Source organism: Geobacter sp. OR-1 (assembly GCF_000813145.1).
In the GTDB taxonomy this organism is placed as follows: domain Bacteria; phylum Desulfobacterota; class Desulfuromonadia; order Geobacterales; family DSM-12255; genus Geoanaerobacter.
In genome coordinates this window covers 164,094-190,232 of record NZ_BAZF01000006.1, presented here as the reverse complement: position 1 = coordinate 190,232, position 26,139 = coordinate 164,094, and the positions used below count along the sequence as shown (strand labels likewise).

Here is a 26,139-nt window from a genome sequence, read left to right as displayed (position 1 = left end):
CTGAGACAATACGGTCGTTTTTGGGGGATTGTTGTGAATACGATCGAATTGCTCTCACGGGATATTGGCGATATATTTTAATCAGACGCAGCACTGTGAAAGGAGAAACAACATGAGACTACTGATTGCATTGTTGACCCTGGCACTATCTGCAGCTGTCGGCCAGGCCGCAGGTTACACCGACGCGGTCACCGGCATGGAGTTCGTCCTTGTCAAGGGGGGGTGTTACCAGATGGGGAATACCTTTGCCGGCGGCAGTGGCAACGAAAAGCCGGTCCACAAGGTCTGCGTCGATGACTTTTACGTCGGCAAATTCGAGGTTACGCAGGCTCAGTACCAGAAGGTCATGGGGAAGAACCCTGCAGCATTCAAGGGGTGCGGCCTTAGCTGCCCGGTGGACTCGGTAAGCTGGGAAGATGCCCAGGAATTCATCCGGAAGTTGAATGCCGGTTCCGGCAAAAATTTTCGTCTGCCTTATGAGGCGGAATGGGAGTACGCTGCCAGAAGCGGCGGCAGGAATGAGCAGTATGCCGGCACCAGTGATCTGGAACGGTTGGGGGATTATGCCTGGTATGAGGCCAACAGCAGCGATAAAACTCATGAGGTTGGCACCAGGAAGCCCAATGGGCTGGGCATCTACGACATGAGCGGCAGCCTGTGGGAGTGGTGCGCGGACTGGTACGATGAGAACTATTACGCGAACAGCCCGGAGGAAAACCCCAGCGGCGCCCTGGCAGGCTCCAACCGCGTCTCTCGCGGCGGTAGCTGGAGCAGCTCTGCCGAAGACCTCCGGACAGCAGTCCGCAGCGGAGACGTTCCCGGCAGCCAGAACAACGACAACGGTTTCCGGCTGGCATTCCCTGCTCAGTAACCGCGGCGCGCAGATTTGAACGCGGCTGGGCATAGTTTTTTTCATTTGTTGGTCTGTCGCCCGAGTGGCGATCCCTGCAGAGTTTTGCCTGCCACACCAGAACAACGCCATTGTCGTTGACACCAAACCCTTCATATGTATTGATATGGTGAAATTTGCATCGTCCAGAATCAGCGTTGTTGAAGAACAGGCGGCGTGACATCATCTATCATCAAGAGTAATGAGTAGTTGAATTGAGCGAGGTAACCATGAAAAAATCATTAGGCGCGAAAACCCTCCTTTTCCCCACACCTGTTCTTATGATCGGAACCTACGACAAAGCAGGCAAGCCCAACGTTATGAACGCTGCGTGGGGCGGCATCTGCTGTTCCGATCCCCCATGCGTGACCGTATCCATACGCAAGGCCAGACACACCTATGACAGCATTCTGGAACGCAAGGCCTTTACCGTCGGGGTTGCCTGTGAAGCGAAAATCGCTGAAGCCGATTACGTCGGCATTTCATCAGGCCGCGACGTCGACAAATTCGCAGTTGCCGGGCTGACCCTTGTCAGGAGCGAGCTGGTGGACGCCCCGTACGCGGAGGAGTTCCCGGTAGTTCTGGAGTGCCGCCTTCTGCATACGCTGGAGATCGGGATACATACCCAGTTCATCGGTGAGATCGTTGATCTGAAAGTTGACCTGAATACGTTGAGTGAAGACGGGCTTCCCGATATCCTCAAGATCAAGCCGCTGGTCTACGATACCGCCCACAAGGGGTATCACGCGGTCGGGCCGTTGCTCGCCAAGGCCTTCTCCGTTGGAAAGAAACTATTATGAACGGCAAAGAGCTTTCCTCCCTGGATCGAGCCTTGGCAAAGGTATGCGAACTTTGCCCGGTCTGCCTTCACGCCCGTTACCACCAGAAGGGGATCGTCTATGGTTTTGTGAAGAACGTCGAGCAGGACATCTGCCCATTCTGCCAGGCCTATGAACGGGTGCACGGGAAAAAAGCCCACGAGAAAAGAGGATAACCATGTCAACAGTAACTGTAGTGGCAAAGGTTACATCAAGGAGTGATGCCGTCGATGCTGTTAAGGCCGAACTCCTGAAACTGGTGACAGAAACCACTCAGGAGGAGGGGTGCATCGAATACCGGTTGCATCAGGATAACGAAGATCCTGCAGTTTTCGTTTTTTACGAGAACTGGGATAGCCTTGCCTGCCTGGAACAGCACCTGAACTCGAAACATTCCCAGGCGTATCTTGCGGCAGTCGATGGCCTGATCGCTGATAAGGTCGTGCACAAAATGACTGGAATTGGGATATGAGTCGAAGTCCTGAGTAGGGGTTTTTCCCCACAATACTGGCTCAGTTAACGGTGAGACCATCACCTCCAACACACAGCTAAGGAATAACACATTTATGGCGATACAATGGTTCCCCGGACATATGGGCAAGGCCCTGGAGCAGATCCAGGATTTGATCAAGCGGATAGACGTAGTCATCGAGGTGCTGGATGCCCGGCTCCCTGTTTCCAGCTCCAATCACAGGCTGGCGGAGCTGCGCCGGAACAAGCCCTGGATCAAGGTTATGACCAGGCACGACCTGGCCGACCCGTCTGTGACCAAGGCCTGGGTGCGGGAGTTTGAACTGCAGACCGGGGTGCGGGCGCTCCCTCTCTCTGCCAAGAAGCACTCCGATACCAAGCCGCTGATCAAGCTCTGCCAGGAGATGGCCCCGAAGCGGGGCAAGCCGGGCTTTCCGGTCCGCACCATGGTGGTGGGGATTCCGAATGTAGGAAAATCTACACTGATCAACACTCTGGCAGGTAAAAACGTGGCAAAGGTGGGAGACCGGCCGGCGGTCACCACCACTACCCAGCTGATCGATCTACGCAACGGCATCGTTCTCTCCGATACGCCTGGGGTTTTGTGGCCGGATATGGGTGACCAGGAAGGTGCTTACCGGTTGGCTGTCAGCGGTGCTATCGGAGATAATGCCATGGACAGTGTCGCTGTCGGCATTTTTGCCGGCGAATATTTGCTGCGAAGGTATCCCGAACTGCTGCAAGCCCGCTACGGGCTGCAGGAACTGCCAGACTCCCCCGACGACCTGATAGTGGCGGTCGGTCGTCGCCTGGGATGCCTGGCCGGGGGCGGTGCAGTAGACCTGAACCGGGCATCGGAGGCTTTCCTGCGGGAGCTGCGGGCAGGGAAGATCGGCCGGATCAGTTTCGAAGAACCGGAAACGATTTCCTCGAAATAAAGTCGGTAGGCACTAAGAGATGAAGGCAGAAATCTATTCGATTACGTACAGAATACCATTGACTGATGCCCAGCAGGCGAAGCTCGACAGAAAGTGGCCTGACGGCGAGCCGTTCATCTCCTATGAGAAGATCGACTCACTGCTTGAGCCGCTTCCGGTCGGTGATGTCTACTGGTCGCACCGCACCGGCCAATTCCTCTATTTTACCGTTCACGGGGATGATATTGAGGGTACCGTTGCCGAGGTCATCGAACGCCTTGAGGATAAGTTGGGTAAGCATTGAATCATTCTTGATATCGGCTCTTTGGGTCGTTTTCCGCCAGGTCAGCGTTGAGGCTTGAGGGGATCTCCTTGGGGATATCCATGCTGGTTTTGGCGGCATTCAGCCGGTCGTCGCGTTCAATGCGCTGCAACTGCCTGAATACCGTGATTGCATATTTGTTGCGCTTCCCCGGGGTCTGGCTGTTGTAACAACCGATTGCTTCCCAACTATAGCCGTATTTTTTCATGCATGCGGCCAGGATCATGGCGCCGGCCTTGATGTTGGTGCATGGGTCCCCCAGGGTACTCCACCACTTCTCCCCATAGGTATGCCCCCAGCTTGAATTGATCTGCATAACGCCGAAATCGTAGCTGCCGTTGCTGTTCCAGTTGACGGCTCTGGGGTTGAACCTGGATTCGACCTGCGCGATCGCCCGGAGTATCTGCGGGTTTATCTCGTATTGCATGCCCGCCTCGTCGAAACAAAGTGGATCAGCCTTGGCGGCAGCAGCAAAAAAAACGCATCATGATGATGCAGCAACTCCTGATCTTCCACATGGCTGTAGTCTGGCCTCCGGAATCACCTTTAGGATTGGTAGAAGCGAAGAGTCTACCAGCTGATAACGTTATTTTTATCACATTTCATCGAGCTGTTCCATGGCTTATGGTTATTGGGATTGCCTGGTAATTGAAATCCAGGGTTGCCTTAATTCATAATGTTGCGCGCAGCATCATTTTCAGGCATGCTATCCACATCCATTACCCCGTCTCCTTCGATTTTACAACTATACAACGAAAGGCCATTAAATGACAGAACTTGACCAGGCGTTGGTGCCCCTCCGCCAGAGCCCGAGAGACCACAAGAGCCAAGCGAACTATTTCGATCTGTTCCTTAATTCCACCTTTTTTGTCCCGATCCTGCACGTGGAACATGTAACTGGAGCAGATGCCGAGGTGGCAGCGGAAGACGTGCTGCCGCTGATACTCGAAGTAGATGGGAACGACTACATGCTGCTGTTCGACAACAAGGAGCGGCTGCATGCCTGGGCAAAGGCCGAGGTGGAGAGCGTTGAGGTGCCGGGGTATGTGCTTGCCGCTACAACTCAACCGCCACTGCACTGGGCACTGAACGTGGGGACCGAATACACGAAACAGTTTATACCGGAAGAGATCGCCTGGCTCAAGGACTCGGTGGAGCAGTGTAACGCCGAAGCAGCCGGGGAAACTGAAGAACGGATTCAATAGGAACTCGAACTCTCAGGTTGACAGGAGATTCAGTTGAGACAGAATATTTCTGAAAATCAGGCAGATTACAAACCGATGCTTGCCATTATTCGGAGAAGAAGATGGTATCTCTGGTGTTTGATTCTGATCTACATGCCATTAGCTGTGACGACGCTCCAGACCACCCAATCCTACAAGGCGTTTGGAGTTGTCTTTGCCCTCTGGGTTATCCTGCTCTGCATTGCCGTGACTCTGACCGCCACAGCAAAGTGTCCCAAATGCGGCAACAACTTTCATATGCGGCATTCTACCCTTTCGTACTTGCGAAAATGCCGCCATTGCGGGCTCCACATCTGTGCCGACAAGATCTGAGTGACTGCAGTATTGTCCAACTGCTACCTCAGCCTACTTGCCGAAATAAATAAAGGCTGCCGGAACTGTCCGGTCAGCCTTTGATTTTGATACCCCCAAGCAACCGCATAATCTTTATATTGATTGCTCCGGATTCATTGTGCCTATGCTTATGTTTAAGCTTTGATTTCGCTTTTTTTGCTGACGCTACCTTTAACCATTCCGATTACGGTCATGATTGCCGGAATAACCTGTACTACCACAACCAAAGCACACACGGCCAGAAAGCCGATTACGAGTATCCCGCTGCTGTATACCTTAGTGGTGGTGGCAGCATATGCGTTTCCGAACATAGCAACCCAAAGCAGTACTGTTGTCAGAGTTAATTGTGTCGTTTTCATGGCATCCTCCCCGTTCTTCTTCGATTTCAAACCAGTTATTTTATATATAGCAGCATGCATACCAACAATTAGTGATTGTTAAATATAAGTTGCAACTTACCGTAATTGTTAAGTAAATACAGCAATTACTGTCTGTGGCAAGCGAAATGAATTTCTTGAACTGTATAAAAAGATGATGGTGGACAAGAAGGAACGATTTGTCTCATATTGCACGAAACTGTATTAACTTGCTGCAATGTATGTGTTTTTTGCATAGCATAGGGATGTATTAAATAAATATTCATGTATATATTCTATGTTAGTCGTGTGTAACAAAGACAAGGCGACCATGGGTATGGGTACAGGCTTTGATTCCTTGACAGGGGCGCATCCAGAGGTGTATGAACCGTTTCGGGGATGATGTTTAGGTCCGAAAATTGGAGGTAGCAATGCGAAGAATTGCCGTATTGACCAGCGGAGGTGATGCCCCGGGGATGAACGCCGCCATCCGGGCGACTGTCCGGACTGGTATTTCCCGGGGGTGGGAGGTACTTGGGGTTCGTAACGGTTATGCCGGCTTGATCTCCGGAGCCATTACCCCTTTGGGGGCACGGGAAGTGGGAGGAATTATCCAGCGCGGCGGCACTATGCTGGGGAGCGCCCGCTGCCGGGAATTCGAGACCGGGGAGGGGCAGAGCAAAGCCCTGGGACAGCTGCAGCAGCGGGGGATCGACGCCCTTGTCGTTATCGGCGGCAACGGTTCTCAGTCCGGGGCTCATGCCTTGTCGCAGCACGGCTTCCCAGTTGTCGGAGTTGCCTCCACCATTGACAACGACCTGAGCGGCACCGATGTGACCATAGGGGTGACGAGCGCCATTGACGTGGCCCTGGAGGCGATCGACCGGTTGAAGGTCACTGGCGCCTCGCACCAGCGGGCCTTTCTGGTGGAGGTCATGGGGCGTAAGTGCGGTTATCTGGCACTGATGGCCGGACTGACCGGCGGCGCCGACGCCATAGTCATTCCCGAGCAAGAGGCCGACCCGGAAAGTGTCGCCGATCACCTGCGTGCTGCCTATGCCAACGGCAAGGCCCATGCAATCGTCGTGGTTGCCGAGGGTGCCCGGAACAATGCGGAAGGGATGGCGAACTACTTTCAGCTCCATCACGAGCGGCTCGGTTTTGATCTGCGGGTTACCAAGCTGGGGCATGTCCAGCGTGGCGTTGCTCCCGGCGCTTATGACCGGCTGCTCGGGACATTGCTCGGCGCGGCCGCAACAGAGCAGTTGGCCAACAAGTCCCACGGGGTGCTGGTCGGGATGATCAAGGGAGAGGTTGCAACCACGCCGCTTAGCGAGGTTGTGACCCAGAAAAAAGCTCTGGATCTGCGGCTGCTCGATCTTGCCCATGTGCTGGCCAAGTAGCATACCCTTATGAAACACCTTCACGTTACCTGCGCCATCATCGAGCGCGATGGTCTTGTCCTTGCCGCCCAACGGAGCGCTGCCATGAGCCTGCCGCTCAAGTGGGAGTTTGCCGGTGGCAAGATTGACCCGGGAGAGTCTCCGGAGGAATGCCTGCGACGTGAACTGACTGAAGAGATGGGCATTCAGATCCGCGTGGGCAAAGACCTGCCTGCCGCAACATATCATTACCCGGAATTTGCGGTTACCCTCCACCCGTTCGTCTGTAAGATTGAGTCCGGAGAGATTGTCCTCCATGAACATGCCGCAATCAGATGGCTGCCTCCCGAGCAGTTGCTGGACCTTGATTGGGCCGAGGCCGACTTGCCGGTGATACAGTCTTACCTTTCGTCACTTGCCTATGATGGCGCCGGTAGCTCGTCGGGATGAGCCCATAGTGGTATTGATTTTCTTTCCTGCAGTTATTAGGTTACAGTATAAGAAAACGATATACCAAAAGGAGACATGTAAATGGCAATTCCCGCACATGCACGCATGCGGACATATGAGGTTGAGCGAGACAATTCAATTGCAGCGGTGTACGGCTGGATGGCAGCCGGACTCTGTCTGACGGCACTGGTTTCACTGGCAGTGGTCAGTTCGCCCGCACTGTTCAGTGCGGTATTCCAGAACCGGGCCGTGTTCTACGGGGTGATTCTGGTGGAATTTGTGCTCGTATTCGCCATAAGCGGTTTTGCGATCAGGATGGGGGCAGCAAAGGCAGCACCGCTGTTCCTGCTCTACTCGGCGCTCAATGGGGTCACCATCTCCGGTATATTCATGATCTACACCGGGGAGTCGATCGCCTCCGCCTTCTTCACCACGGCAGGGACCTTCGGTGTCATGAGTGTTTACGGGCTTACGACAAAGCGGGACCTTACATCCGTCGGATCTTTTTGCTTCATGGGGCTGGTGGGGGTGGTAATTGCCTCGGTAGTCAATATTTTCCTCCATTCGAGCATGCTGCAGTTCGTGGTCAGCGGCGTTGGGCTGATCGTGTTCATCGGCCTGACCGCTTACGACACCCAGAAGCTGAAAGGGGCTCGGGGGGGTGCCGCGGTTTCTGGAGCATTGGCGCTATACCTCGACTTTCTCAACATGTTCCTCATGATCCTGCAGCTCTTCGGCGGCAGAAGGGATTGAACGGGGAAGGGTGGTCAGCTTCCATACAGTAACCAGCAACCGGCTGTTATGGCTGAACCATACAGCAGCAGGCTCTTCCAGTTGCAGGCGATCCTGAGGTCCTGACGGGACGGTGCCGCATTGTACAGGAGTATGAACATCACCAGATAGAGCCAGATGGTCGAGGATAGTGCCGGCTCGAACCAGAGGTGCCACAACTGCCAGACAATATAAGCCGCAAAGGCAAGTCCAAGCGGGGCAAGCGCCACCGGTACGGCGTTGAACGCATTGACCTTCCGGAAGGTAACGCTCCCCAGCTTCCACCCTGTGTCACTCCTGCGCGGTATGATCGAAAAGCCTGTCGGTCCCGCTCCAAGGATCAGGCCGGACAGGAGGTGCGCCAGTTCATGGAGCACCACCCCGGTCAGGTTCCAAAGAGCGGCAATAAATATCCCCTTTCTTCTGGTCCACCTGTGCATGGCAACTAGCAGCAGGAACACGGCCATGCCGCAGGCGTCCCAAAGCAGATTATGTCCGGTGGCAATCACGGAAACGGTCTCTCCTGTCAAAACTCTAATTACTGTGACGTGCACTTGTCGGCATGCATATATTGCACTGGGTGACGAGCCTGTTCAAGCAATTTAGCCCGGGGTGGTAACCTACACTTCTGCCACGGCTGCTGTAACGGGAGCATCTATGCCGAAAGATTCCGTTGAGGTCTGATCAGTGGCTTTGATCTGTCATCAGGGGGAGTTTACATGCACATTTGGAAACCTGAAGCCTGGTTGTCGGCAGGAATGAATAAACAGCAATAACCATCTCGACCCGTAGGTCATTACTACCTGATGATCAGATCATTTACTATTGCTGTCCCATGTTCGATAGTCAGGGAACCGCGCAGCTCAGTGTAACCGCTCTTGTTCTGGAAGGTATTGTCAAAGCCGCCATCAAGGGTAACGGCAATGGGGCGGTTAAACACCAGAATCTCGATATACCCTTTTGCACCGGCTCGGACCGTGGCAGTTGAATCAATGCTGTTGTATGCCGCTTGCAGAGTAGTCAGGGTCTGAATTGTGGGGGAAGAAGACGCAATTACCTGGACCGACGCCGACCTGGCTGCCGAGATATTGTTGTCGGAATCTTTGGCCCAGGCATAGAGGGTCTTGGCGCCAAAAGAGGCAAAATTGTAGCTGGCCGGTTTATTCCCGCTCCATTCCGTGTCGGTAAGAGACGGGAGTGATGGATTCTCGGTGATCAGGTATCCGGTGACCTGCTTGGAACTGCTGACCGTAAACGTATTGATCGGCACTTCCAGCGTGATGGATGTTGACGGAACGACAAACTCGGTGATAACCGGGGGGACTGCCGTAAACTCTACGTTAAAGGTCATGGCGGAACCGCGCGCCGAGATATTGCTGAGCCCTATTTCGCCAGTAATCCCGGAATAGTAAAGCGCTGCCGGGGTTGTAGCCGGTCCGAACGCAGGGTTGTTGCCGGCAAAAAAGGTGGTAGTGGCCGCTCCCCGGCAACTGGTGGCCAGCATGTCACAGGTTGCCGTATTGGCCTGCTCGGGCACCACACCCTGATGAGAGCCGGCTGTGTATTGGTTGATATCATTACTCCCCGCAGTGCCTGCAGTGATATCCACATGCGTTACCAGAAGGCCGCCGGAATAGCCGCTGACGAGGCCGGTAATCCCTTGGTCCCATCCAGTGGGATGCCGGTTTTCCACCAGCCAGTACTCGGTGCTGCTGATCGACGGTCTGACCAGCTTGACTGTCTTGTCCGGTGCGGCAAGGGCTGCGCCAAGGGATTGCGCGCCAGAGGCCGTTGGTGTTGCCGGGATCGACCACCCCAGAAATTCCCTGGACCATGCGTCCAGAGCCACAGGAGTGGCGCCGCTGTATTGACCGCTGGCAAGGCCCCAGCACCCCCCGGCCATGACTGAGAAGTTCCCCATGCCGGCGTTGGTATAGGATGTATCGTAAAGGTCAGGCAACCCGAGCATCTGGTGCCCAAGTTCGTGCACAATTACTCCGATGGGGTGCATCACATCGGCATTGTTCAGTTCACCGTTGACGGCATAATCCGGGAACTGTTTTCCGGCGCCACTGGCGCTAACCCAGGCATGAGCCCAGATACTGGGTATCTTGTTGGAACCGGATTCTTCGTACCCGGCAACGATAAAGTAAACAACCGCCTCCGATGTCTCGATCGAACCGTCCCCATCAATATCCAGGGCGTTGAAATCCACGTATGGACCGGCAGTATTCAGGGCTGCGGTAATCCATGCCTGTTCATTTGACCAGGTATCGGGATAATTATATGGGTGGCTCCGATTGATGCTGACATGAACAACACCCGGAGGTTTTGAAGGCTGGGTATGCGTTACAGGGGTAATGGCCAACGCGCCGAAAGAGTTGTCTTTATAGAAATTGGCCACTGACTTGACACCCGCCGTAGTGCTGAACAACGCATTATACCAATCCGAGGGAGATGTCTGTATGGCCCTGTCGGTAAAACTGACCAGGATCAGGAGCAATTTTTTTGCACCGGATTCCGGGGCAGGGATCCAGTCTCCAGGGTTAGGAGCGTAACTGGACCCGGACGATGGCGCGTATAACGGCAGGGGAGATCCTGACGTAACTGCTCCGGCTGAGGGTGCTGCAAGAGCGGCCGGAACGAGCCGTTTGCTATATTTCCGGTGGGCCGAGCCTTGTTGCTTCTGCTCCGAGTCCCGATCCCGGTCAGGCTTGACCCCTTTCGGCAGGAAATCGGGGGCATAACGGCCTGATGGGTCTACCTTGATACCGGAATGCTTCATTGTGCCGTCGGGATGTTTCTCCGCGTACTCCCAGTAACCGGTTTCGCGGTTATGGAGAATGGTGTGGCCGCTCCCTTCTGCCTCAGTCCACTTCTGGAACTCATCGCCATGTTTTTTTGCCTTGAAATCGGAGCCGTCCGGTTGTCTGATGTCTATTGACTGCGGATCAGCAGGGACTGCAAAGGAAAGCGAGACGTGACTAAAAAGAATGAAGGCGCTGCAGAGTAGCGGACCGATGCTTAGATATGAAAAGTGCCGATGAATCAAGTTGCACCTCAAATGGATATTCCTGGTGAAACAGGCCACTTTCGGTGCCTGCTTCTTCGACAACCCAGCTGTCCGGTTCATTGCTGAACTTGGGACCTGTGGCTTTGTGCCCCTCGGTTACCCGAGGTTTACCTGTTCGGAAACAGTATTTCTGATGTCCAGTATTATGTTCTCACAATTTACTTCCGATGTTTGGTAAGCAAGTTTAACACCAATTGCCATTTGTAGTGATATTGAATGGTTATGCGAGTGTTTCTGCGCTGATGTGCAACTTATGAACAAAACATTTTGCATCTCACCTGCCGAGGACCATCTTAATCGATCCTTTCACCTCGACAAATAATGAAGTTTTAGGGAATAATGCCGGGTCACAACAAGACCAAACCTTCGGTAATCTGGCAAGTCGCACTGGAAGAACCCGGGTGGCCACGCCATGCCGTTCGGGGCGACATGGGGAAGTGGCAACAACAGGAATCAATATGACTGAGGGTATGACATTATTGCTGGATAAGGGCGATCTGCTCCAGAGCATCATTGCGAAACTCAACCACGATCTGGATGTGATCTTCACGGCTGCCAGGACCGCCCACGAAGCGGCAACCCATGAAGAGAACCAGCCGGACAACAAGTACGACACCCTGGCGCTGGAGGCATCCTATGTGGCCCAGGGGCAGGCGAACCGGGCCAGTGACATCCGACAGGCAATTGAAGTTTATAAACAGTTGGGGAGTCTTCCCCTGGATGACGAGTCCATACGACTGACGGCGCTGGTCACACTTGAAGCAGAAGACGGCACGACCAAGGTCATTTTCATCGGCCCGACCGAGGGGGGCTTGAAGGTTGACGTTGCCGGCACCGAGGTGGTGGTCATAACACCTGCTTCTCCCCTGGGGAGAGAACTGATCGGCAAGAGTGTCGGCGACACTGTCGAGATGACAACCGCTTGTTATGAGATAGTCGCGGTCTGTTGATTCGCATGAAAACCAGCGGCTGCAACATTGCCGAAAAAAGGAAACCGCCATGTTTGAGAACCAGTACAACGAAGAGATGGAGGCCGAGGTGCGGCGGATGGAAGCAAAGAGGCGTGCCGCTGATGCCGGTCATCCGGAGTGGGTGAACGCCTGCGCTTGTTGTGGCTGCCAACTTGCCTCCCCTGATTCTGAAAAATGCCGCGCCTGTTCTTAGTATCATCTCTTATCATCTGACCCTCAAGACACCTGAGACCAAACTCAATGAAATTGTTATGGTCTTGGTCTTACCTTTTCTTCATCCCGAACTAATTTCCCAGCACCACACTTTAATTGACAATTGTGCCTGTTAACAGTAAACAATTAGGGCTTATTAGTGAATACAGGAGGACGGTGAAACATGTCCTTTCATCAATTTCGTATTATTACCAGGATATTGCTCGGTTTTCTTGTCATGTTGTTTGCCATGGCCATTATTGGCCGGCAAGCAGTCAACTTTATCTCAACCATTGCCGGCACTTCTGACGACATATTCGAGCACCCGTTCACTGTTTCCACATCAATATCCGGGATAAAGAGCGACCTGCTGTCCAATCAGGTCCGGGTAGCGAAATTGCTGAACACCACCGACCCCGGTGAAATGGAGAGTTTAATCCAGGGGATTTCGGTCAGCAAGGCAAGTGCAGACCACCATCTCGGCCTGTTAAGGACAAAATACCTGGGGAACGCGCAAGATGTTGAACAACTGGAAACGGCCATCGCCGAATGGCGAGCCGCACGGGAGAATACCGTTGCCCTGATAATGGCAGGACGCAGAAATGAGGCGGCAAAGCGGATCGCTACATCTGATACGCTTGCCGCAGAAAAGGCGCTTAAAGAGGCGGATGATATCTATCGTTTTGCCGCAGACAAGGCTCAGGAATTCAGGAAACTCTCGGCAAACCAGAGCTTGCAGCTCTCTCAGACCATCACGCTGACATTCATTTTTCTAATCGGGGCATCAATCGTAATTGCAGTCATTGTTACCAGAAGCGTTGCCGCTTCTCTTAACAGTGCCGGTTCTATAGCCAAGCGGTTGGCAATGAGCAGTTCCGAAAAGGTCGAAATTGTCCGGGCGATCAGTGCAGGAGATCTGGACCGATCGATAACGGTTTCTGAACCTATAGAACTCGACGAGTCAACGCTGCCGAGGGACGAACTCGGGAATCTGATCAAATCCATGGGAGAACTGGCCGACATGCAAATCGCCCTGGACAGGGCATTCCAGCAGATGACCGACTCGCTCAGGGAAAGCCGGGCATCGGATCGTGCCCAGGACTGGCTGAAGAGCGGCCAGAATGAGCTAGGGGAAAGGATGCGGGGCGATATGGCAGTCAATCTCCTCGCGGAAAATGTCCTCGGTTTCCTGTCCGGATACCTGAATGCGGCCGTGGGGTCGATCTACCTGTATGATGAAGTAAATGGCATTCTGCGTCTTGCCTCCTCCTATGCCGTGAGCGAGCGCAAGGAACAGTGCCGTCTGGGCGAAGGTGTTCTGGGGCAGGCTGCCCGGGATAGACAGACCATCACCATAGCTGACATTCCACCTGCCTACCTGAAAGTCTCCTCTGCATCCGGGGAAATAGCACCGCTGATAATTACGGCAATCCCCCTTACCGTAGGTGACCAGCTGGTGGGGGCGATGGAGTTCGGAACCTTCCGCCGATTCAACGAGGTAGAGTCAGAGCTGCTTGAACAGGCTGGACAAGCAATTTCGATCGCATTTGTCGTGGCCATTGCCCGTGAGGAGAACAACCGTCTGCTGCAGCAGACCTTGAGCCAGACAGAAGAACTGCGGGTTCAGCAGGAAGAGTTGCAGCAGTCCAACGAAGAATTGGAGGAAAGGGCACAGATGCTCGAACAGCAGAGAGAGCAGATCCGTGCCAAAAACCGGGAGATAACGACTGCCAGCGAGGAGCTGGGAAGAAAGGCCGCAGAGCTGGAACGGGTCAGCAGCTATAAATCGGAGTTCCTGGCCAACATGTCGCACGAATTGCGCACGCCGCTGAACAGCATGATGATCCTGTCACGACTTCTGAGCGAAAACCGGGAGGGTAACCTCACCGCCAAGCAGGTGGAGTTTGCCACAACGATCAATTCCGCCGGCACTGACCTGGTCAATCTCATCAATGACATCCTCGATCTGTCCAAGATCGAGGCCGGCAGGCTCGAATACATCTTTGAGCCAGTTTCACTGCCGTCCGTCTGTTCGGCCCTTGAGGGGATGTTCCGCCCCTTGACGGAGCAGAAGGGGATCGGCTTCCATGTTCTTTTCTCCGACGACCTCCCGGAAAAAACTCGTCACCGACGAGCAGCGCACCCTCCAGATCCTTAAGAACCTGCTCTCGAATGCGGTTAAATTCACCTCTGAAGGAGAGCTGACACTCAAGGTTTTCATTCCGGACAGCGAGGAAAACCCGTTGTCAGCCCCTGCGATAGCCTTCACCGTTGAGGATACCGGCATCGGCATCCCCGAAAACAAGATTCAACAGATATTTCAGGCATTCATTCAGGCCGACGGCTCGACAAGCCGGCGCTACGGGGGGACGGGTCTGGGACTCTCCATTTCGCTGCAACTCGCCAAAGGATTGGGTGGGGAACTGGTGGCTGCCAGTGAAGAGGGGAAAGGGAGTTCGTTTTCGCTCTATCTGCCGATGAAGCCTCAGGGGCAGGATGCGGCACTGTCTCCAGGTCGTCCAGTTTTGTATTCTTCAGCACCGGTTATTGTCCGAAAGGGATCCGGTCCGCAACCCATCGACCAACCACCGGTGCATGATGATCGCAGCGAACTGAATCCGGGTGATCAGTCGATTCTGATCATTGAAGACGACCTCCCCCTGGCCCGGATCGTCATGGATATGGTGCGGGAGCGGGGTCATAAGGTGCTTGTTGCCTCAGACGGCGAAAGCGGGTTTGTTTTGGCCGACAGTTTCCGGCCGAGCGCCATTGTCCTTGACGTTATACTTCCGGGCATGGACGGCTGGCAAGTGATGCAAAAGCTCAAGGACAACCCGCGCACACGGCATATTCCGGTCCATTTTCTCACCTGTATGGAGGAACGGAACAGGGCGATGACCATGGGTGCGGTCGGTTATATCTCCAAGCCGGCGGATGGCGAAAAGCTGCAGGCGGTCTTCGGAACCATCGAGAAGTCTATGCAGGATACTGTGAAACGGTTACTGATCGTGGAAGACGATGAGACCGAGGCTCAAAGCATGGTCGAACTCCTTTCCGAAAAGGGTGTTGAGATTACGGTAGCGGTGACCGGCAGCAGGGCCATGGAGCTGCTCTCCAGAGAGAGTTTCGATGTCATGGTTCTTGACCTCGGGCTTACCGACATGTCCGGCTTTGAACTGCTGGAGCAGCTTTGCCAGCTTATCGGCACAGTGCGTCTGCCGGTTATCATCCATTCCGGAAAGGATCTTTCCCACGAGGACGAGCGCAGGCTGCGTCATTACGCCGAGAGCATCATCATAAAAGGGGCAAGAAGCCCTGAACGGCTGTTGAACGAAGTCTCGCTCTTTCTTCATCTTGTCGAGGAACGGCTCCCCGCGGAAAAGCAGAAGATGATCAGGGCGTCGGTGGATCTTGAGACGGTTTTTGATGGGAAAAGGATACTTCTTGTGGATGACGACATGCGTAATCTCTTCTCCCTTACCAACATCTTTTCAGAAAAACAGATGGTTATCTTCGAGGCCGAAAACGGCCGGAAGGCCATGACCCTCCTCAAAGAACATCCTGACATCGACATTGTCCTGATGGATATCATGATGCCGGAGATGGACGGTTATACGGCAATAAGAGAGATCCGGCGCGACAGCCGTTTTGCGGAGCTGCCGGTTATTGCCATGACCGCCAAGGCGTTGAAAGGTGATTTTGAAAACTGCATTACGGCCGGGGCGAGCGATTACATCGCCAAGCCGATTAACGTCGATAAGCTGGTCTCGCTGTTGCGGGTCTGGCTCTACCGTCAGGGGTAACCGGATGAACCGGAACGATCTCGATCATATCGAGATGCATCTTCTTCTGGAGGGAATCTATCGGGTTTACGGCTATGATTTTCGCGACTATGCTGAGGCCTCCCTACGGAGGAGGCTCAGCCACTGGCTTGCAGAGGCGGGCTTTTCCTCGTTTTCAGAGGCGCAATTCCGTGTCCTGCGCGATCGGAACCTTCTTGACTACCTGATCCGGGGGATTACTGTCAATGTCTCCGAGATGTTCCGCGACCCCTTGTTTTTCAAGAGCCTGAGGGAAGAAGTCGTGCCGGTTCTCAAGACCTACCCGTTTGTAAAGATCTGGCATGCCGGCTGTGCAACAGGTGAAGAGGCGTATTCCATGGCAATCATGCTGAACGAGGAAGGGATGGCCGGTCGGTACCTGATCTATGCAACCGATATCAATGCCGCGACTCTTTGCCGTGCCCAGACCGGGATCTTTCCGCTGGCTGAGATGCAGCGGTATACCAAAAACTACCTCAAGAGCGGCGGCACCTCCTCATTTGCAGACTACTACACAGCGCGTTACGATGGGGCGCTTCTAGCCCCGGCGCTACGCGAAAACATCGTATTTTCCACTCACAACCTGGCAACCGACGCCGATTTCAGTGAAATGCATCTGGTCCTTTGCCGTAATGTCCTGATCTATTTCAAGCTGAATCTGAAGGATCGGGCATTGAACCTGTTCAACTGCTGTCTGATCCCCGGCGGCTTTCTCTGTCTGGGTTCCAAGGAAACCCTTGAGAACAGGGAGATTGCCGGTCACTTCACCGAAACCATTCCGCAGTCACGCATCTATCGAAAGAGTGTTGCCATGCGCCGTTAAAAGCCTGGAGGGATGGGTGTCAGCGTGCAATTTCCGCTGACACGGCTCTCTCCGATTCTTTCATCAGAACATGATCCGATAACGCCGATCACGCCGGGCGTTTTCGGTGAATCCTTACAGTTTCTGACATAGAGATTTTGAATGAGAAAGCTCTTAAGAATCTGGCCGTTTCTTCCGACAATAATTAACTGTAATGTCAACAATTACTAACAAGATACCTGTCCTGCTCGTGGACGACCGGCCAGAGAATTTGATCTCGCTGGAAGTGCTGCTCGAAGATATGGGGCTTTATCTCTGCAAAGCCCAATCAGGCCAGGATGCACTTCGTCTCTGTCTCAACGAAGAGTTTGCCCTGGTTCTCATGGACGTCCAGATGCCGGAAATGGACGGTTATGAAACGGCAGAACTGATGAGGGCCAACCCGCGTACCAGGCAGGTGCCGATAATATTCGTAACCGCTGGAATGGATGACCTGAATGCGCAGTTCAAGGGTTATGAGTCCGGTGCGGTCGACTTCCTGGTAAAACCGATTGAACCGATGTTCCTGCGCAGCAAGGTGAAAATCTTTACTGAGCTCTACCTGCAGAAAATAGAGTTGGAAAATTACGGGCGTTTGCTCGAAGCGCGTGTGGAAGAACGGACTGCGTCGCTCAAACAGGCATATGACCAACTCCGCCAGTCCCAGAAGATGGAGGCGATCGGCACCCTCGCCGGAGGCATTGCCCATGATTTCAACAATATCCTGACCGTTATCAGCGGGTTCGGAAATCTGACCCTGCTCGATCTTCCGCCTGATTCGCCGCTTAGAGTTAATGTGCAGCATATTTTGCGGGCTTCGGAACGCGGCGAGGTGTTGTCGCGCAGCATGCTCTCCTTCAGCCGCAAGCAGAACATGATGCTCACAGGGCTTGATCTCAACAATATCGTGCATAATGTCGAAGAGATGCTGCGGCGCACCATCGGCGAGGAAATTGATCTGACAACCAGATGTAGCGATCAGGAACTGATGATTCTGGCCGACTGCGGCCAGATTGAACAGGTGCTCCTCAACCTTGCAACCAATGCCAGGGATGCCATGCCCAGGGGGGGGAGCCTGCTGATCGAAACCTGCGCACATGTTGCCGATGCCAATTTTGCCGGAATGTATGATGTTTCCCCATCCGACCGGTTTGCCTGCCTGCGTATTACCGACAGTGGCTGTGGCATGGATGCCGCGGTAAAAGACAAGATCTTCGAACCGTTTTTTACTACCAAGCCCAAAGAACGTGGGACCGGGCTCGGCATGTCGGTCGTTTACGGGATCATAAGGCAGCATAACTCCTATATCCAGGTTGACAGTGAACCTGGCAAGGGCACCAGCTTCAGTATCTATATGCCGTTACAACTCAACACGGTGGTAAGACCTGCCGTTGAGCGGGTCGACGAAGATCGGGTTCGGAGAGGTAAAGGCGAAACGATACTGGTTGCCGAAGATGACCCTGCTGTCCGGCAGATGGTGGAAACGATGCTCACCACGTTCGGCTACAATATTATCCTGGCAACTGACGGCCAGGAAGCGGTGGACCGGTTCAGGGAAAACTCTGACCGGATCAGGCTGGTCCTGATGGATGTGATAATGCCTCGCAAAACCGGGAAGGATGCCTATGACGAGATCCGGCAAACCGGCAGCGACGTGAAAATACTGTTCATAAGTGGTTATACCGAGGATTTCATAAAGGAGCGTACCGATATCGATGGCCGCGCCGATCTTATCATGAAGCCCGTAAATCCCAGCCGACTTCTTGTCAAGGTTCGGGAAATGATCGACTCTTCAAATCAAAGCGCATCTGAGGTAAGCGGGCAGATTGCCTATGCCTGGGAGATAACCGGCGAATCTGATTGTGACCCGCAGATATTCAACAGGCAGGAAGGCACTAAAGGGCGGACAAATCTGGACAGATTCAATGCCATGAACTCTTTGACCGATATCTCCGCGAGTTAGACCAGCCGTATTCTCTTCCAATCTTCTCCATTCCGGTAGTTCCGATAATTCCTCATGCTCCATGCTGCAATGAATTCAGGCTTGATATCCGGGGCGGTTACCTCGTATCCTTCCGGTTCAATTGATTGGTGCTGATCTATGGAGGAACGAGAATGAAGATGCCGTACGATGGGGATAATGCCAGGCAGGGAAAGGGCGGGAATCGGGAGGCGATCAGGCCTAAGATCTGGATTGATGCCGATGCGTGCCCGCGGGTAATCAAGGAGATAGTGTTCCGCGCTTCCGAACGGCTCAATCTGGGCGTTCTGCTCGTGGCGAACACGACCCTGGCCAAACACCATTCCGGCTTGATTGAATCCATTGTCGTGGCCGAAGGCTTTGATGCGGCCGATGATTATATCGCCGGGCATGCCTCCCCAAATGACCTGGTGATTACCGCGGACATACCTTTGGCCGCCAGGATCGTTGCTAATGGCGGTGTTGCCCTTGATCCCCGGGGGGACCTCTACACCGAGGAGAACGTCGGCGAACGGCTCTCCGTACGGGACCTGATGATGGAACTACGGCAGGGGGGATTGATTCAGGGTGGGCCATCCGCATTCAATCTTGCCGATCGACAACGGTTCGCGTCATCTCTGGACCGTCTGCTTACCCGGATGATCAGGGGAGATCGGCCGGTACCCTTTCTCTAATTGGGGTGGCCGAATTTTAGGCCTCAGAATGGTCAGACTAAAGAGCTGTTATTAAATAACCCTTAAGTAAGTCACTCAAGTAGTGTAATAAAAATGCATTCGTAAGTTGAATTGACAGTAATGATATATTCGTAATAATAGCTTATAACATATTGTTAATTCTATGTTGTCCTGATAAAAAAATGTTCTATCTGTAGCGGGCATATTATAAACTGTATGTTGCTTAATATGCATCAAATTGTCGGGTCAGGTGCAGTAAAGTGCATCATAAGATTCTGCCGCCGAAGGAACGATATCATGGATGTCGTGATTCCAGGTGTCCAGCGGCGAAGAATTTACGGGTCCCCTTATGAAGTTACAGCCTGCTATAGTTGCCGAGCTCGTACATATTCATGGTCCCATGAAAGGGAGTATCCTTGAGTGCTCCGACGAGCGCATATCTATCGGCCGTCATCCTTCCTGCACTATCCAGTTCCCTCCTGAATTGACATCCATTTCCCGAAAGCACGCCGAAATAATACGTGAAGGCAACCGGTTCAAGTTGGTGGATTACAGCACCAATGGCACATTCGTCAACGGCCGGAAGGTAACGGAGGCGTTCCTCAAGGATGGGGACGTTTTGGAGTTTTCCGCCGGCGGACCCAAAGTGAGTTTTCTTTCCCGGGAGACGGACCAGCCGGCTGTGCCAACATCAGGCCGGCAATCTCCGGCCGGTGTAGCTGTTATTCAGGTAGACCCTCAAGCGCCCGACGCCGAACCGGTTCCGGCCATACCCAATAGTGAGCCGTTTCCGGAGAAACGCCCGCTTGTAGATGCAGAACCCGCACCCCGGGTACCCTCGCCCATTGCTCCCGCGGTTGCCGCGGAAAAGGTTTCCGCCCCCTTGGTCATTCAATTCGGCCCATCGATCCGATCGTTCAGTGTATTGCCGATTGTCATCGGCAGCGGACCCGGTGCAGATTTCGTCATTCCGGACCATGCCCTGTTGCCGCAGCATGTCCAGATACGTTTTTTCCCAGGGTGAGTACTGGATCAGGGATCTTTCCGGTCAACAGCTGTTATGCATCAACGATAACCCGATCAGTCTTCAGTATTTACTACGGGTAAACGACCTGGTCAGGTTGTCCCCTCAGGGGCCGCTCCTTGCCTATATTGGGGAGGGTCGATTTGCCGAGGCCGCTGAAAATTCCGCAACCGAGGCCGGTCCCCCACCCAGCACCAACGAAAGAGAACGGCTGGCCCCGGAAATGTCAAATGATGATGCCGGAGGTTTCTGGTCGCGCTTACGCAGGAGATTCTGACTATGGCATCCACACAGAGTGTGGAAATTTCACAGCAGAAAACACTGCTCCCTTATCTGCAAAAGGAACAGGGGGTCAGGCTTTCTCTGGTATCCGCCAGCACGGAGCAGCCGGGAAATGCCTATCCTTTTGCCGTGGTCCAGGACTCGCACCCGTTTGCCCGGTTGCTGGATGCCAATTTTGTCACCGATGCCGGAAGCTTTGTCCGCAGGGTATTCATGCTCGTCGAAAGGGATGCCTATCGCTACACCGAGGATGAACTCCTCCAGCTTGCCAACCCCGACCTTGATCGATGCTGGCAGGAGACCTCGAACCTTATTTCCGGAAGCGGCATCTTTCTGGCCGGACAACAGGGAGAGGGGGGGAAACTGCAGGCATTTTCGTCGCTTTTCTACTGCCGGGCCCGTAAGAGATTCTTTCACCCCCCTTGCCCGGAGTGTGGCGAGCCTTTGCAGCTCTGCCGTGACGACGACCTGCTCAGAAAACGGGGACTCGGTTCGTGGAGCAGATCCCTGAGACGGTACCTGAACTGTCCGGCCTGCGTCCGGAACGAGGATGCCGTGTTCTATACCCATGAACTGGAGCCCAATGATCCGCCGATTCTCATGGACCGGTGGACCCTGATCAGGGAGTTCGGCCGGCTCCATGAAAACCGGAATCCTGATACGCACTTTCCCTGCGTCAACTGTTCGCAATGGGCCAGCTGTTACGGCCAGGGACAGGTTTCCCAGTCCCGCATCGTCCCCTTTTCCTTTTACCCCTTTCACATGCTCCTCTCTGAAGCCGCGTCTCTACATGCCATGGATTTTCTGGCGCTGCTCTCCGGAATATCTCCGGACGAGCTGACCGCAGAGCTCGAAGCGTGCGGCGAGGCCGGGAGAATATCATGTCTGGCGAATTGGGGTGGGGATGGCAAGAGTTCGGGGTTCCTCTATCCGGTCGAAGAAGAGGCCCATTTTCTGGAGGTTCTCTATCTGAAGCTTTCTCTGTTGCTGGATGCCTTTCGCCAGACGGTTCCGGATGATCCGGAGCAGACCCGGCTCTCTGCCTCCCCCCGTATTGTCGGCCTCTGGGTAGACCTCCCCGGTTCGATAGGCAATCTGCCATGGCTCTGGAGTTTCAGGACCAGGTATATCGATCTGCTGAAGCCTGAACCGGATCTCCCGTCAATCGGCGATCTGCAGGGCGGCGCCTCAAACTACTACCTGGGGCTCTTCTGGTTTCAGGCTCTGGTAAGAAACCGGGAGCGGAGCGGGCGCGAGATCGTCGCTCTCCTGAAAAAACTGGGAATGCCCATGGCCGATCGCAGTGCGGTCGCCGCTGACGAGTTGTTCCGGCTGTTTCCTCCGGAGAACATCTTCTGGAACCCCGGCGAGAGCCGGGTGCCGGCGAAATTCCACGGCCACTGGAAGAATCTCCTCCGGCTCGGCGCCGAGCTGATTGCCGGCGGGACCGCCGGCAGGGAAGATGCGACGGCGGCCGGATTCTGCCAGCGTGGTGAAGCGGTGCGTGAAGAGATTCGCCGGGATCTTGTCAGCCATGGGAGTGTCAAGGCCGGTGGCTTGCCCAGAGGTGAGTTGCGGCAGATAGTGCTGGCGATCCGTGGAAAATGGGCCGGTAACGATTCATCCCGGGAATCCGGGCTCACGGACGGGCAGATAAGCGGCGCTGCCGCTATACCTTCTGATGAACCGGAACTGACCGAGACCGTGCTGCTTTCACCCGCTGCTGCCCGGGCCGCTGTTTCTGCCCCACCAGCAGCGGACGACGAGGTTTCTCAAACCGTGATCCTTTCTCCTGACGCCTTGGCGGGGTCTCCGGTGAATAAGGCGGGCAAGAGCACGGACCCGGGCCAGAGCTGCCCTGAAGAAACCGGTCCGGACAGCGGCGATGATCTCGAAGCGACCGTCCTGCTGGTAAAGGAGGATGGGGCATTTCGCCAGAGAAGGGGCAGGCGCCTTAATGAATAACGATATGGACAGGCTATATGACGAGGTTCTGAGGGTTGCCGATGCCGGAACCGGAGATCTTGCGGCAGCAATCGAGGCGCTGCTGCTGCGGGAACTCGGAGCTATGGCTCCGGATGACAAGATCCGTCATCTTGATCTGCTGGTAAACCGATTGTCCGGCGATGTTTCTCCGGATTCGGGCGGAACCGCTGCAGAATCGGCGCAGATGTCGCGGCTGTTCTACATGCTCCTCGGGAAAGAGCTGTCGGCTGAGAGCCTTTCCAGCGGGGAGATGACGGAACAGTTCGTTGCTGCCATGAATATGATTTTCGATTCCCTGAACCGGATCGTGCGGGTCATGCAGACGACCCTTGTCGGTGAGAGCAACGAGCTTGAAACCATACGGCAGCTGATTGGGTCTCAGATGGAGCGGTATGATGGGACCATGTCCGTCCGGGATTACCTTGACCAGATCCAGCAGGCCTTTCTGCTTTCTCACAACTCGTTCCAGCAGGCGGCCAGAAATGTTGCCGCTGAAATCATCGCTGAACTGGACCCTGACCGGATCAGCTCGGCAGTCGGGTCGGGTCTCAAGTTCGGTCCGCTGCGCAAGGCAGAGCAGTTTGATATCTATGAGGAAAAACACCGGATACTGGCTGACTGGCTCCGGTCGGAGCAGTTCACCGAAAGGCTGCTCCGGGAGTTTGAAGGGATCTGTAGAAAATCATATCAGGGGTGAACTGCAGGACGGTATTTCAAAACCGGTTATTAGGGAGGCGTTATGCGCCAGATAATCAGAGTGATTCCATTGCTGGCGGTCCTGTTCATCTGCACCTCGTGCGGGATGATGCCCTGGTCGAAGAAAGGGTCGGATGGTGCGGCCGGGTACGAAAAAAACGCCCTCACCATCAACTTCCGGAGTGACCGGCAGTTGAACCTTTACCAGGGGAGATCCCATTCTCTGGTGGTCTGTGTCTATCAGTTGAAAGAACCGAACAGCTTCAACCAGCTTGCCGACGAAAAGGACGGCATTTACAAGCTGATGGAATGCGGTCGTTTTGACGGGAGCGTGGCCTATGTCAAACGGCAGATCGTACAGCCGGGAGAGGATACCGGCGGGTTTGTGGATATGGCCGAGGGGTCCAAGTATCTCGGCGTGGCTGCCGGGTATTTCGATCTGAACCGGAAAGGTTCGGTGCGGCTCTTTACCCTGGAAAAGAAATGGTTCGGTGACCCGGTCGTGGACCTGATTCTCGGCCCTCAAGAGATAACGGATATAAAGGTACACTAATGAACAGTGAAAAGCCGATCTTCTGGCATCAGGGGCTGTTTATTCAGCCCCAGCATTTCCAGCTCTCCGACCGCTATACCGCCTCTCTGCTGGGGCCGGTATACGAGTATCTCCTCCCTCATTTCTGGGGGGTCGGAGAGCTGTCAATCCAGCAGTCGGCGCTCGGGACCGGGACGTTCGGTGTCGGTTCCGGTGTCTTCGTCTTTCCCGACGGCAGCATGGCGAGTGTTCCCGGCAATGCGGTTGTCGAGTCGCGGCAGTTTGACAACGCCTGGGTCGAGGGTGGAAAGCCGTTCACTATTTTCCTCGGGATCAGAAAATGGAACGATGGCGCTGAAAACGTGACCGTGCTCAAAAAAGGGGAATCTCCCTCGACCGTGACCACCCGGTATTTCACCTCAGCGGATTTCGAGGAGGTCCCCGATCTGCACGAGGGCGGGGCCAAGGGTGAAGTAAACAGGCTGACCGCATTACTCAGGATATTCTGGCAGACCGAGATCGACAAGATCGGCGATTACCTGCTGATTCCGGTTGCCCAGCTGGAACGCTCCGGCGACGAGGTAACGCTTTCGCGGCGGTTTGTCCCGCCCTGTATGACCATATCCAGTTCGGAATCGTTGCTGGCAATTGTCAGGGAAACGCGGGACCTCATTGCCGCTCGCGGCCGGCAACTGGAGGAATACAAGAAGCAACGGGGGATCCAGACTGCCGAGTTCGGTTCAAGGGACATGGTCTACCTGCTGGCCCTGCGGTCCCTGAACCGGTATATCCCCCTCCTGTCGCACCTGATCGAGACCCGCCAGACCCACCCATGGTCCATTTACGGAGTTCTGCGGCAGCTGGCCGGAGAATTCTCCTCCTTTTCCGAGAACATCACGGTCATGGGGGAACAGGCCGGGACCGGCGAAAGGCTGCTCCCTTCCTACGACCATCAGGCGCTCGGCGACTGTTTCCAAGCGGCTTTTCTTCTCATTGCGAGGCTCCTCGACGAGATCACTGCCGGCCCAGAGTACGTGATCGAGCTTGAGTACGACGGCACCTATTTCTCATCCGAGTTGAAACCGGCTGTCTTTGAGGCCAGGAACCGGTTCTACCTCGTCATGAGGACGGACGAGGATCCCAAGCAGGTGGTCGATTATGTGGCCAACGTGGCGAAGCTCAGCTCCCGCGAGCGGCTGCCGATCCTGATTGCCCGCGCTCTGCCGGGAATAGCGCTGGAAAACCTGCCGGTCCCTCCCCAGGAACTCCCCCGCCGGGCCGGTACGCTCTACTTTGCCGTCGACACCCATAACGACCAGTGGGCCCTGGTCGAAAAGGGGCGGAATATGGCTCTTTACTGGGACAATGCGCCCGATGACCTGGAGATTGAGCTGATGGTGGTGGGAAGGTCGTAAGGTTCTAACAGGAGGTACAATGCGCCTCACAGACTGTTTTATCCAGCTGATCGTCTATATCTGCTGCTTTCGGAAGAATGCCGAACGCAGCCAGCCATCCTACGACCAGGTGCGCACCGACGTTATGCGGCTCCTTGCGGACAGCTCCGCGATCATGAAACAGGGCGGGTTCTCTCCCGATGATTACGACCTGGCCCGGTTCATGGTCTGCGCCTGGGTGGACGAGGTCATTCTCAGTTCCAACTGGAGCCAGAAAAACCTCTGGCAGCGGGAACAGCTCCAACGGGTCCACTATAACACGGTCGCGGCCGGTGAGGAGGCGTTCGACAAGCTCAACTCCCTGGGGTTCCATCAGACCCTGGTGCGGGAAGTGTACTACCTTTGCCTCGCTCTCGGTTTTAAGGGGCGGTTCATCCATCCTGGCGACGAATACCTGCTGGAGCAGCTCAAGGTCTCCAATCTAAAGCTCCTCATGGGGAGTGCCGCCGGCTCTCTTTCACTGGAACGGGTGGAACTGTTCCCGGACGGCTACCCGTCCGGAGCGGTGGAGCTTCCCGCCGCAAAACGGAAATTCAGCTTCTCGGTCCCGGTCGTCATCTCCCTTGCCGCCCCGGTGGCGCTTCTTGCTATCCTGTACGTCATTTACCGCTTCGCCCTCTCCGGCATAGCGGACAACTTCCTGAGAACGGTGGCTTGAT

Annotated in this window: 28 protein-coding genes, 1 pseudogene and 1 riboswitch; of the genes and pseudogenes, 25 read left to right on the top strand and 4 right to left on the bottom strand. The window is 54.6% G+C overall.

Annotation, left to right across the window (positions count from 1 at the left end; translation table 11 throughout):
- Positions 1–112 precede the first annotated feature (112 nt).
- The 6 genes from OR1_RS08405 to OR1_RS08380 all read left to right on the top strand — a co-directional run bounded on the left by OR1_RS08405 (position 113) and on the right by OR1_RS08380 (position 3,399).
- Positions 113–871, top strand: coding sequence for a formylglycine-generating enzyme family protein (locus tag OR1_RS08405; protein ID WP_041971244.1), 759 nt, complete (start codon positions 113–115; stop codon positions 869–871).
- A gap of 248 nt (positions 872–1,119) precedes the next feature.
- A complete protein-coding gene (locus OR1_RS08400) occupies positions 1,120–1,689 on the top strand; it encodes a flavin reductase family protein (protein WP_041971311.1) in 570 nt (189 codons plus the stop codon).
- Positions 1,686–1,883 (top strand): hypothetical protein, encoded by a 198-nt coding sequence (locus OR1_RS08395; RefSeq protein ID WP_041971243.1) that lies wholly within the window; start codon positions 1,686–1,688, stop codon positions 1,881–1,883. The genes OR1_RS08400 and OR1_RS08395 overlap by 4 nt, the downstream gene beginning before the upstream one ends.
- 2 nt (positions 1,884–1,885) lie before the next feature.
- A complete protein-coding gene (locus OR1_RS08390) occupies positions 1,886–2,179 on the top strand; it encodes a putative quinol monooxygenase (protein ID WP_041971241.1) in 294 nt (97 codons plus the stop codon).
- Between the two features lie 94 nt (positions 2,180–2,273).
- The gene (gene ylqF / locus OR1_RS08385; RefSeq protein ID WP_041971240.1) at positions 2,274–3,116 is read left to right on the top strand and encodes a ribosome biogenesis GTPase YlqF; all 843 of its coding nucleotides are present in this window, start codon (positions 2,274–2,276) and stop codon (positions 3,114–3,116) included.
- Between the two features lie 19 nt (positions 3,117–3,135).
- Positions 3,136–3,399, top strand: coding sequence for a hypothetical protein (locus OR1_RS08380; protein WP_041971239.1), 264 nt, complete (start codon positions 3,136–3,138; stop codon positions 3,397–3,399).
- Position 3,400: 1 nt separating this feature from the next.
- Here the strand turns inward: OR1_RS08380 and OR1_RS08375 are convergent.
- A pseudogene (locus OR1_RS08375) lies at positions 3,401–3,850 on the bottom strand (lytic transglycosylase domain-containing protein); the annotation flags it as partial.
- Between the two features lie 334 nt (positions 3,851–4,184).
- On the opposite strand from OR1_RS08375, the gene OR1_RS08370 reads away from it, so the two are divergent.
- Positions 4,185–4,622, top strand: coding sequence for an SseB family protein (locus tag OR1_RS08370; RefSeq protein ID WP_041971238.1), 438 nt, complete (start codon positions 4,185–4,187; stop codon positions 4,620–4,622).
- Positions 4,623–4,655: 33 nt separating this feature from the next.
- Positions 4,656–4,973, top strand: coding sequence for a hypothetical protein (locus OR1_RS08365; RefSeq protein WP_052440338.1), 318 nt, complete (start codon positions 4,656–4,658; stop codon positions 4,971–4,973).
- A gap of 155 nt (positions 4,974–5,128) precedes the next feature.
- Here the strand turns inward: OR1_RS08365 and OR1_RS08360 are convergent, their stop codons facing one another.
- The gene (locus OR1_RS08360) at positions 5,129–5,353 is read right to left on the bottom strand and encodes a hypothetical protein (RefSeq protein ID WP_041971236.1); all 225 of its coding nucleotides are present in this window, start codon (positions 5,351–5,353) and stop codon (positions 5,129–5,131) included.
- 428 nt (positions 5,354–5,781) lie between these two features.
- Here OR1_RS08360 and OR1_RS08355 point away from each other — a divergent pair, with 428 nt between their 5' ends.
- The 3 genes from OR1_RS08355 to OR1_RS08345 all read left to right on the top strand — a co-directional run bounded on the left by OR1_RS08355 (position 5,782) and on the right by OR1_RS08345 (position 7,935).
- Positions 5,782–6,753 (top strand): ATP-dependent 6-phosphofructokinase, encoded by a 972-nt coding sequence (locus tag OR1_RS08355; protein ID WP_041971235.1) that lies wholly within the window; start codon positions 5,782–5,784, stop codon positions 6,751–6,753.
- A 9-nt stretch (positions 6,754–6,762) separates the two neighbouring features.
- A complete protein-coding gene (locus tag OR1_RS08350; RefSeq protein ID WP_041971234.1) occupies positions 6,763–7,182 on the top strand; it encodes a (deoxy)nucleoside triphosphate pyrophosphohydrolase in 420 nt (139 codons plus the stop codon).
- Between the two features lie 81 nt (positions 7,183–7,263).
- On the top strand, positions 7,264–7,935 hold the full coding sequence (locus OR1_RS08345; protein WP_041971233.1) for a Bax inhibitor-1/YccA family protein: 672 nt from the start codon (positions 7,264–7,266) through the stop codon (positions 7,933–7,935).
- Between the two features lie 14 nt (positions 7,936–7,949).
- Here the strand turns inward: OR1_RS08345 and OR1_RS08340 are convergent, their stop codons facing one another.
- Together OR1_RS08340 and OR1_RS08335 are read right to left on the bottom strand one after the other, a co-directional pair.
- Positions 7,950–8,462, bottom strand: a complete 513-nt coding sequence (locus OR1_RS08340) for a hypothetical protein (RefSeq protein ID WP_052440337.1) — start codon at positions 8,460–8,462, stop codon at positions 7,950–7,952.
- Positions 8,463–8,752: 290 nt separating this feature from the next.
- On the bottom strand, positions 8,753–11,086 hold the full coding sequence (locus OR1_RS08335; protein ID WP_041971232.1) for a M6 family metalloprotease domain-containing protein: 2,334 nt from the start codon (positions 11,084–11,086) through the stop codon (positions 8,753–8,755).
- A riboswitch (cyclic di-GMP riboswitch) is annotated at positions 11,061–11,148 on the bottom strand. (Overlaps the previous gene by 26 nt.)
- 336 nt (positions 11,149–11,484) lie before the next feature.
- On the opposite strand from OR1_RS08335, the gene OR1_RS08330 reads away from it, so the two are divergent.
- From OR1_RS08330 to OR1_RS08275, 14 genes are all read left to right on the top strand, one after another.
- Entirely contained in the window at positions 11,485–11,976 is a 492-nt protein-coding gene (locus OR1_RS08330) for a GreA/GreB family elongation factor (protein ID WP_237754257.1), read from the top strand.
- Between the two features lie 49 nt (positions 11,977–12,025).
- Entirely contained in the window at positions 12,026–12,190 is a 165-nt protein-coding gene (locus OR1_RS22465; RefSeq protein WP_193377092.1) for a hypothetical protein, read from the top strand.
- Between the two features lie 183 nt (positions 12,191–12,373).
- Positions 12,374–14,347: a histidine kinase dimerization/phospho-acceptor domain-containing protein gene (locus OR1_RS20715; protein WP_052440336.1), complete on the top strand. Its 1,974-nt coding sequence runs from the start codon at positions 12,374–12,376 to the stop codon at positions 14,345–14,347.
- Positions 14,277–15,992 carry a response regulator gene (locus OR1_RS20710; RefSeq protein WP_052440335.1) on the top strand — a complete coding sequence of 572 codons (1,716 nt, stop codon included), beginning with the start codon at positions 14,277–14,279 and terminating at the stop codon, positions 15,990–15,992. Before OR1_RS20715 ends, OR1_RS20710 begins: the two co-directional genes overlap by 71 nt.
- Positions 15,993–15,996: 4 nt before the next feature.
- The gene (locus tag OR1_RS08320) at positions 15,997–16,833 is read left to right on the top strand and encodes a protein-glutamate O-methyltransferase CheR (RefSeq protein ID WP_041971231.1); all 837 of its coding nucleotides are present in this window, start codon (positions 15,997–15,999) and stop codon (positions 16,831–16,833) included.
- A 193-nt stretch (positions 16,834–17,026) separates the two neighbouring features.
- Positions 17,027–18,814, top strand: a complete 1,788-nt coding sequence (locus tag OR1_RS08315; protein ID WP_052440334.1) for a response regulator — start codon at positions 17,027–17,029, stop codon at positions 18,812–18,814.
- Positions 18,815–18,972: 158 nt separating this feature from the next.
- On the top strand, positions 18,973–19,506 hold the full coding sequence (locus OR1_RS08310; RefSeq protein ID WP_082002875.1) for a YaiI/YqxD family protein: 534 nt from the start codon (positions 18,973–18,975) through the stop codon (positions 19,504–19,506).
- 349 nt (positions 19,507–19,855) lie between these two features.
- On the top strand, positions 19,856–20,530 hold the full coding sequence (locus tag OR1_RS08305; protein ID WP_152609844.1) for an FHA domain-containing protein: 675 nt from the start codon (positions 19,856–19,858) through the stop codon (positions 20,528–20,530).
- A complete protein-coding gene (locus OR1_RS08300; protein WP_041971228.1) occupies positions 20,502–20,807 on the top strand; it encodes a hypothetical protein in 306 nt (101 codons plus the stop codon). The genes OR1_RS08305 and OR1_RS08300 overlap by 29 nt, the downstream gene beginning before the upstream one ends.
- A gap of 2 nt (positions 20,808–20,809) precedes the next feature.
- Positions 20,810–22,777: a hypothetical protein gene (locus OR1_RS08295; RefSeq protein ID WP_041971227.1), complete on the top strand. Its 1,968-nt coding sequence runs from the start codon at positions 20,810–20,812 to the stop codon at positions 22,775–22,777.
- Positions 22,770–23,495: a hypothetical protein gene (locus OR1_RS22265; protein ID WP_041971225.1), complete on the top strand. Its 726-nt coding sequence runs from the start codon at positions 22,770–22,772 to the stop codon at positions 23,493–23,495. The genes OR1_RS08295 and OR1_RS22265 overlap by 8 nt, the downstream gene beginning before the upstream one ends.
- A 42-nt stretch (positions 23,496–23,537) precedes the next feature.
- A complete protein-coding gene (gene tssJ / locus OR1_RS08285; protein WP_041971224.1) occupies positions 23,538–24,047 on the top strand; it encodes a type VI secretion system lipoprotein TssJ in 510 nt (169 codons plus the stop codon).
- Positions 24,047–25,441, top strand: a complete 1,395-nt coding sequence (tssK, locus tag OR1_RS08280; RefSeq protein ID WP_041971223.1) for a type VI secretion system baseplate subunit TssK — start codon at positions 24,047–24,049, stop codon at positions 25,439–25,441. The genes tssJ and tssK overlap by 1 nt, the downstream gene beginning before the upstream one ends.
- Before the next feature lie 19 nt (positions 25,442–25,460).
- On the top strand, positions 25,461–26,138 hold the full coding sequence (locus OR1_RS08275) for a DotU family type IV/VI secretion system protein (protein WP_041971221.1): 678 nt from the start codon (positions 25,461–25,463) through the stop codon (positions 26,136–26,138).
- Position 26,139 lies beyond the last annotated feature (1 nt).

Coding starts and splice junctions, on each gene's coding strand:
- OR1_RS08405 (WP_041971244.1), top strand. CDS start 113: ATGAGACTACTGATTGCATTGTTGACCCTGGCACTATCTGCAGCTGTC.
- OR1_RS08400 (WP_041971311.1), top strand. CDS start 1,120: ATGAAAAAATCATTAGGCGCGAAAACCCTCCTTTTCCCCACACCTGTT.
- OR1_RS08395 (WP_041971243.1), top strand. CDS start 1,686: ATGAACGGCAAAGAGCTTTCCTCCCTGGATCGAGCCTTGGCAAAGGTA.
- OR1_RS08390 (WP_041971241.1), top strand. CDS start 1,886: ATGTCAACAGTAACTGTAGTGGCAAAGGTTACATCAAGGAGTGATGCC.
- ylqF (WP_041971240.1), top strand. CDS start 2,274: ATGGCGATACAATGGTTCCCCGGACATATGGGCAAGGCCCTGGAGCAG.
- OR1_RS08380 (WP_041971239.1), top strand. CDS start 3,136: ATGAAGGCAGAAATCTATTCGATTACGTACAGAATACCATTGACTGAT.
- OR1_RS08370 (WP_041971238.1), top strand. CDS start 4,185: ATGACAGAACTTGACCAGGCGTTGGTGCCCCTCCGCCAGAGCCCGAGA.
- OR1_RS08360 (WP_041971236.1), bottom strand. CDS start 5,353: ATGAAAACGACACAATTAACTCTGACAACAGTACTGCTTTGGGTTGCT.
- OR1_RS08355 (WP_041971235.1), top strand. CDS start 5,782: ATGCGAAGAATTGCCGTATTGACCAGCGGAGGTGATGCCCCGGGGATG.
- OR1_RS08350 (WP_041971234.1), top strand. CDS start 6,763: ATGAAACACCTTCACGTTACCTGCGCCATCATCGAGCGCGATGGTCTT.
- OR1_RS08345 (WP_041971233.1), top strand. CDS start 7,264: ATGGCAATTCCCGCACATGCACGCATGCGGACATATGAGGTTGAGCGA.
- OR1_RS08335 (WP_041971232.1), bottom strand. CDS start 11,086: ATGAACCGGACAGCTGGGTTGTCGAAGAAGCAGGCACCGAAAGTGGCC.
- OR1_RS08330 (WP_237754257.1), top strand. CDS start 11,485: ATGACTGAGGGTATGACATTATTGCTGGATAAGGGCGATCTGCTCCAG.
- OR1_RS22465 (WP_193377092.1), top strand. CDS start 12,026: ATGTTTGAGAACCAGTACAACGAAGAGATGGAGGCCGAGGTGCGGCGG.
- OR1_RS20715 (WP_052440336.1), top strand. CDS start 12,374: ATGTCCTTTCATCAATTTCGTATTATTACCAGGATATTGCTCGGTTTT.
- OR1_RS20710 (WP_052440335.1), top strand. CDS start 14,277: ATGTTCTTTTCTCCGACGACCTCCCGGAAAAAACTCGTCACCGACGAG.
- OR1_RS08320 (WP_041971231.1), top strand. CDS start 15,997: ATGAACCGGAACGATCTCGATCATATCGAGATGCATCTTCTTCTGGAG.
- OR1_RS08315 (WP_052440334.1), top strand. CDS start 17,027: ATGTCAACAATTACTAACAAGATACCTGTCCTGCTCGTGGACGACCGG.
- OR1_RS08310 (WP_082002875.1), top strand. CDS start 18,973: ATGCCGTACGATGGGGATAATGCCAGGCAGGGAAAGGGCGGGAATCGG.
- OR1_RS08305 (WP_152609844.1), top strand. CDS start 19,856: ATGAAGTTACAGCCTGCTATAGTTGCCGAGCTCGTACATATTCATGGT.
- OR1_RS08300 (WP_041971228.1), top strand. CDS start 20,502: ATGTCCAGATACGTTTTTTCCCAGGGTGAGTACTGGATCAGGGATCTT.
- OR1_RS08295 (WP_041971227.1), top strand. CDS start 20,810: ATGGCATCCACACAGAGTGTGGAAATTTCACAGCAGAAAACACTGCTC.
- OR1_RS22265 (WP_041971225.1), top strand. CDS start 22,770: ATGAATAACGATATGGACAGGCTATATGACGAGGTTCTGAGGGTTGCC.
- tssJ (WP_041971224.1), top strand. CDS start 23,538: ATGCGCCAGATAATCAGAGTGATTCCATTGCTGGCGGTCCTGTTCATC.
- tssK (WP_041971223.1), top strand. CDS start 24,047: ATGAACAGTGAAAAGCCGATCTTCTGGCATCAGGGGCTGTTTATTCAG.
- OR1_RS08275 (WP_041971221.1), top strand. CDS start 25,461: ATGCGCCTCACAGACTGTTTTATCCAGCTGATCGTCTATATCTGCTGC.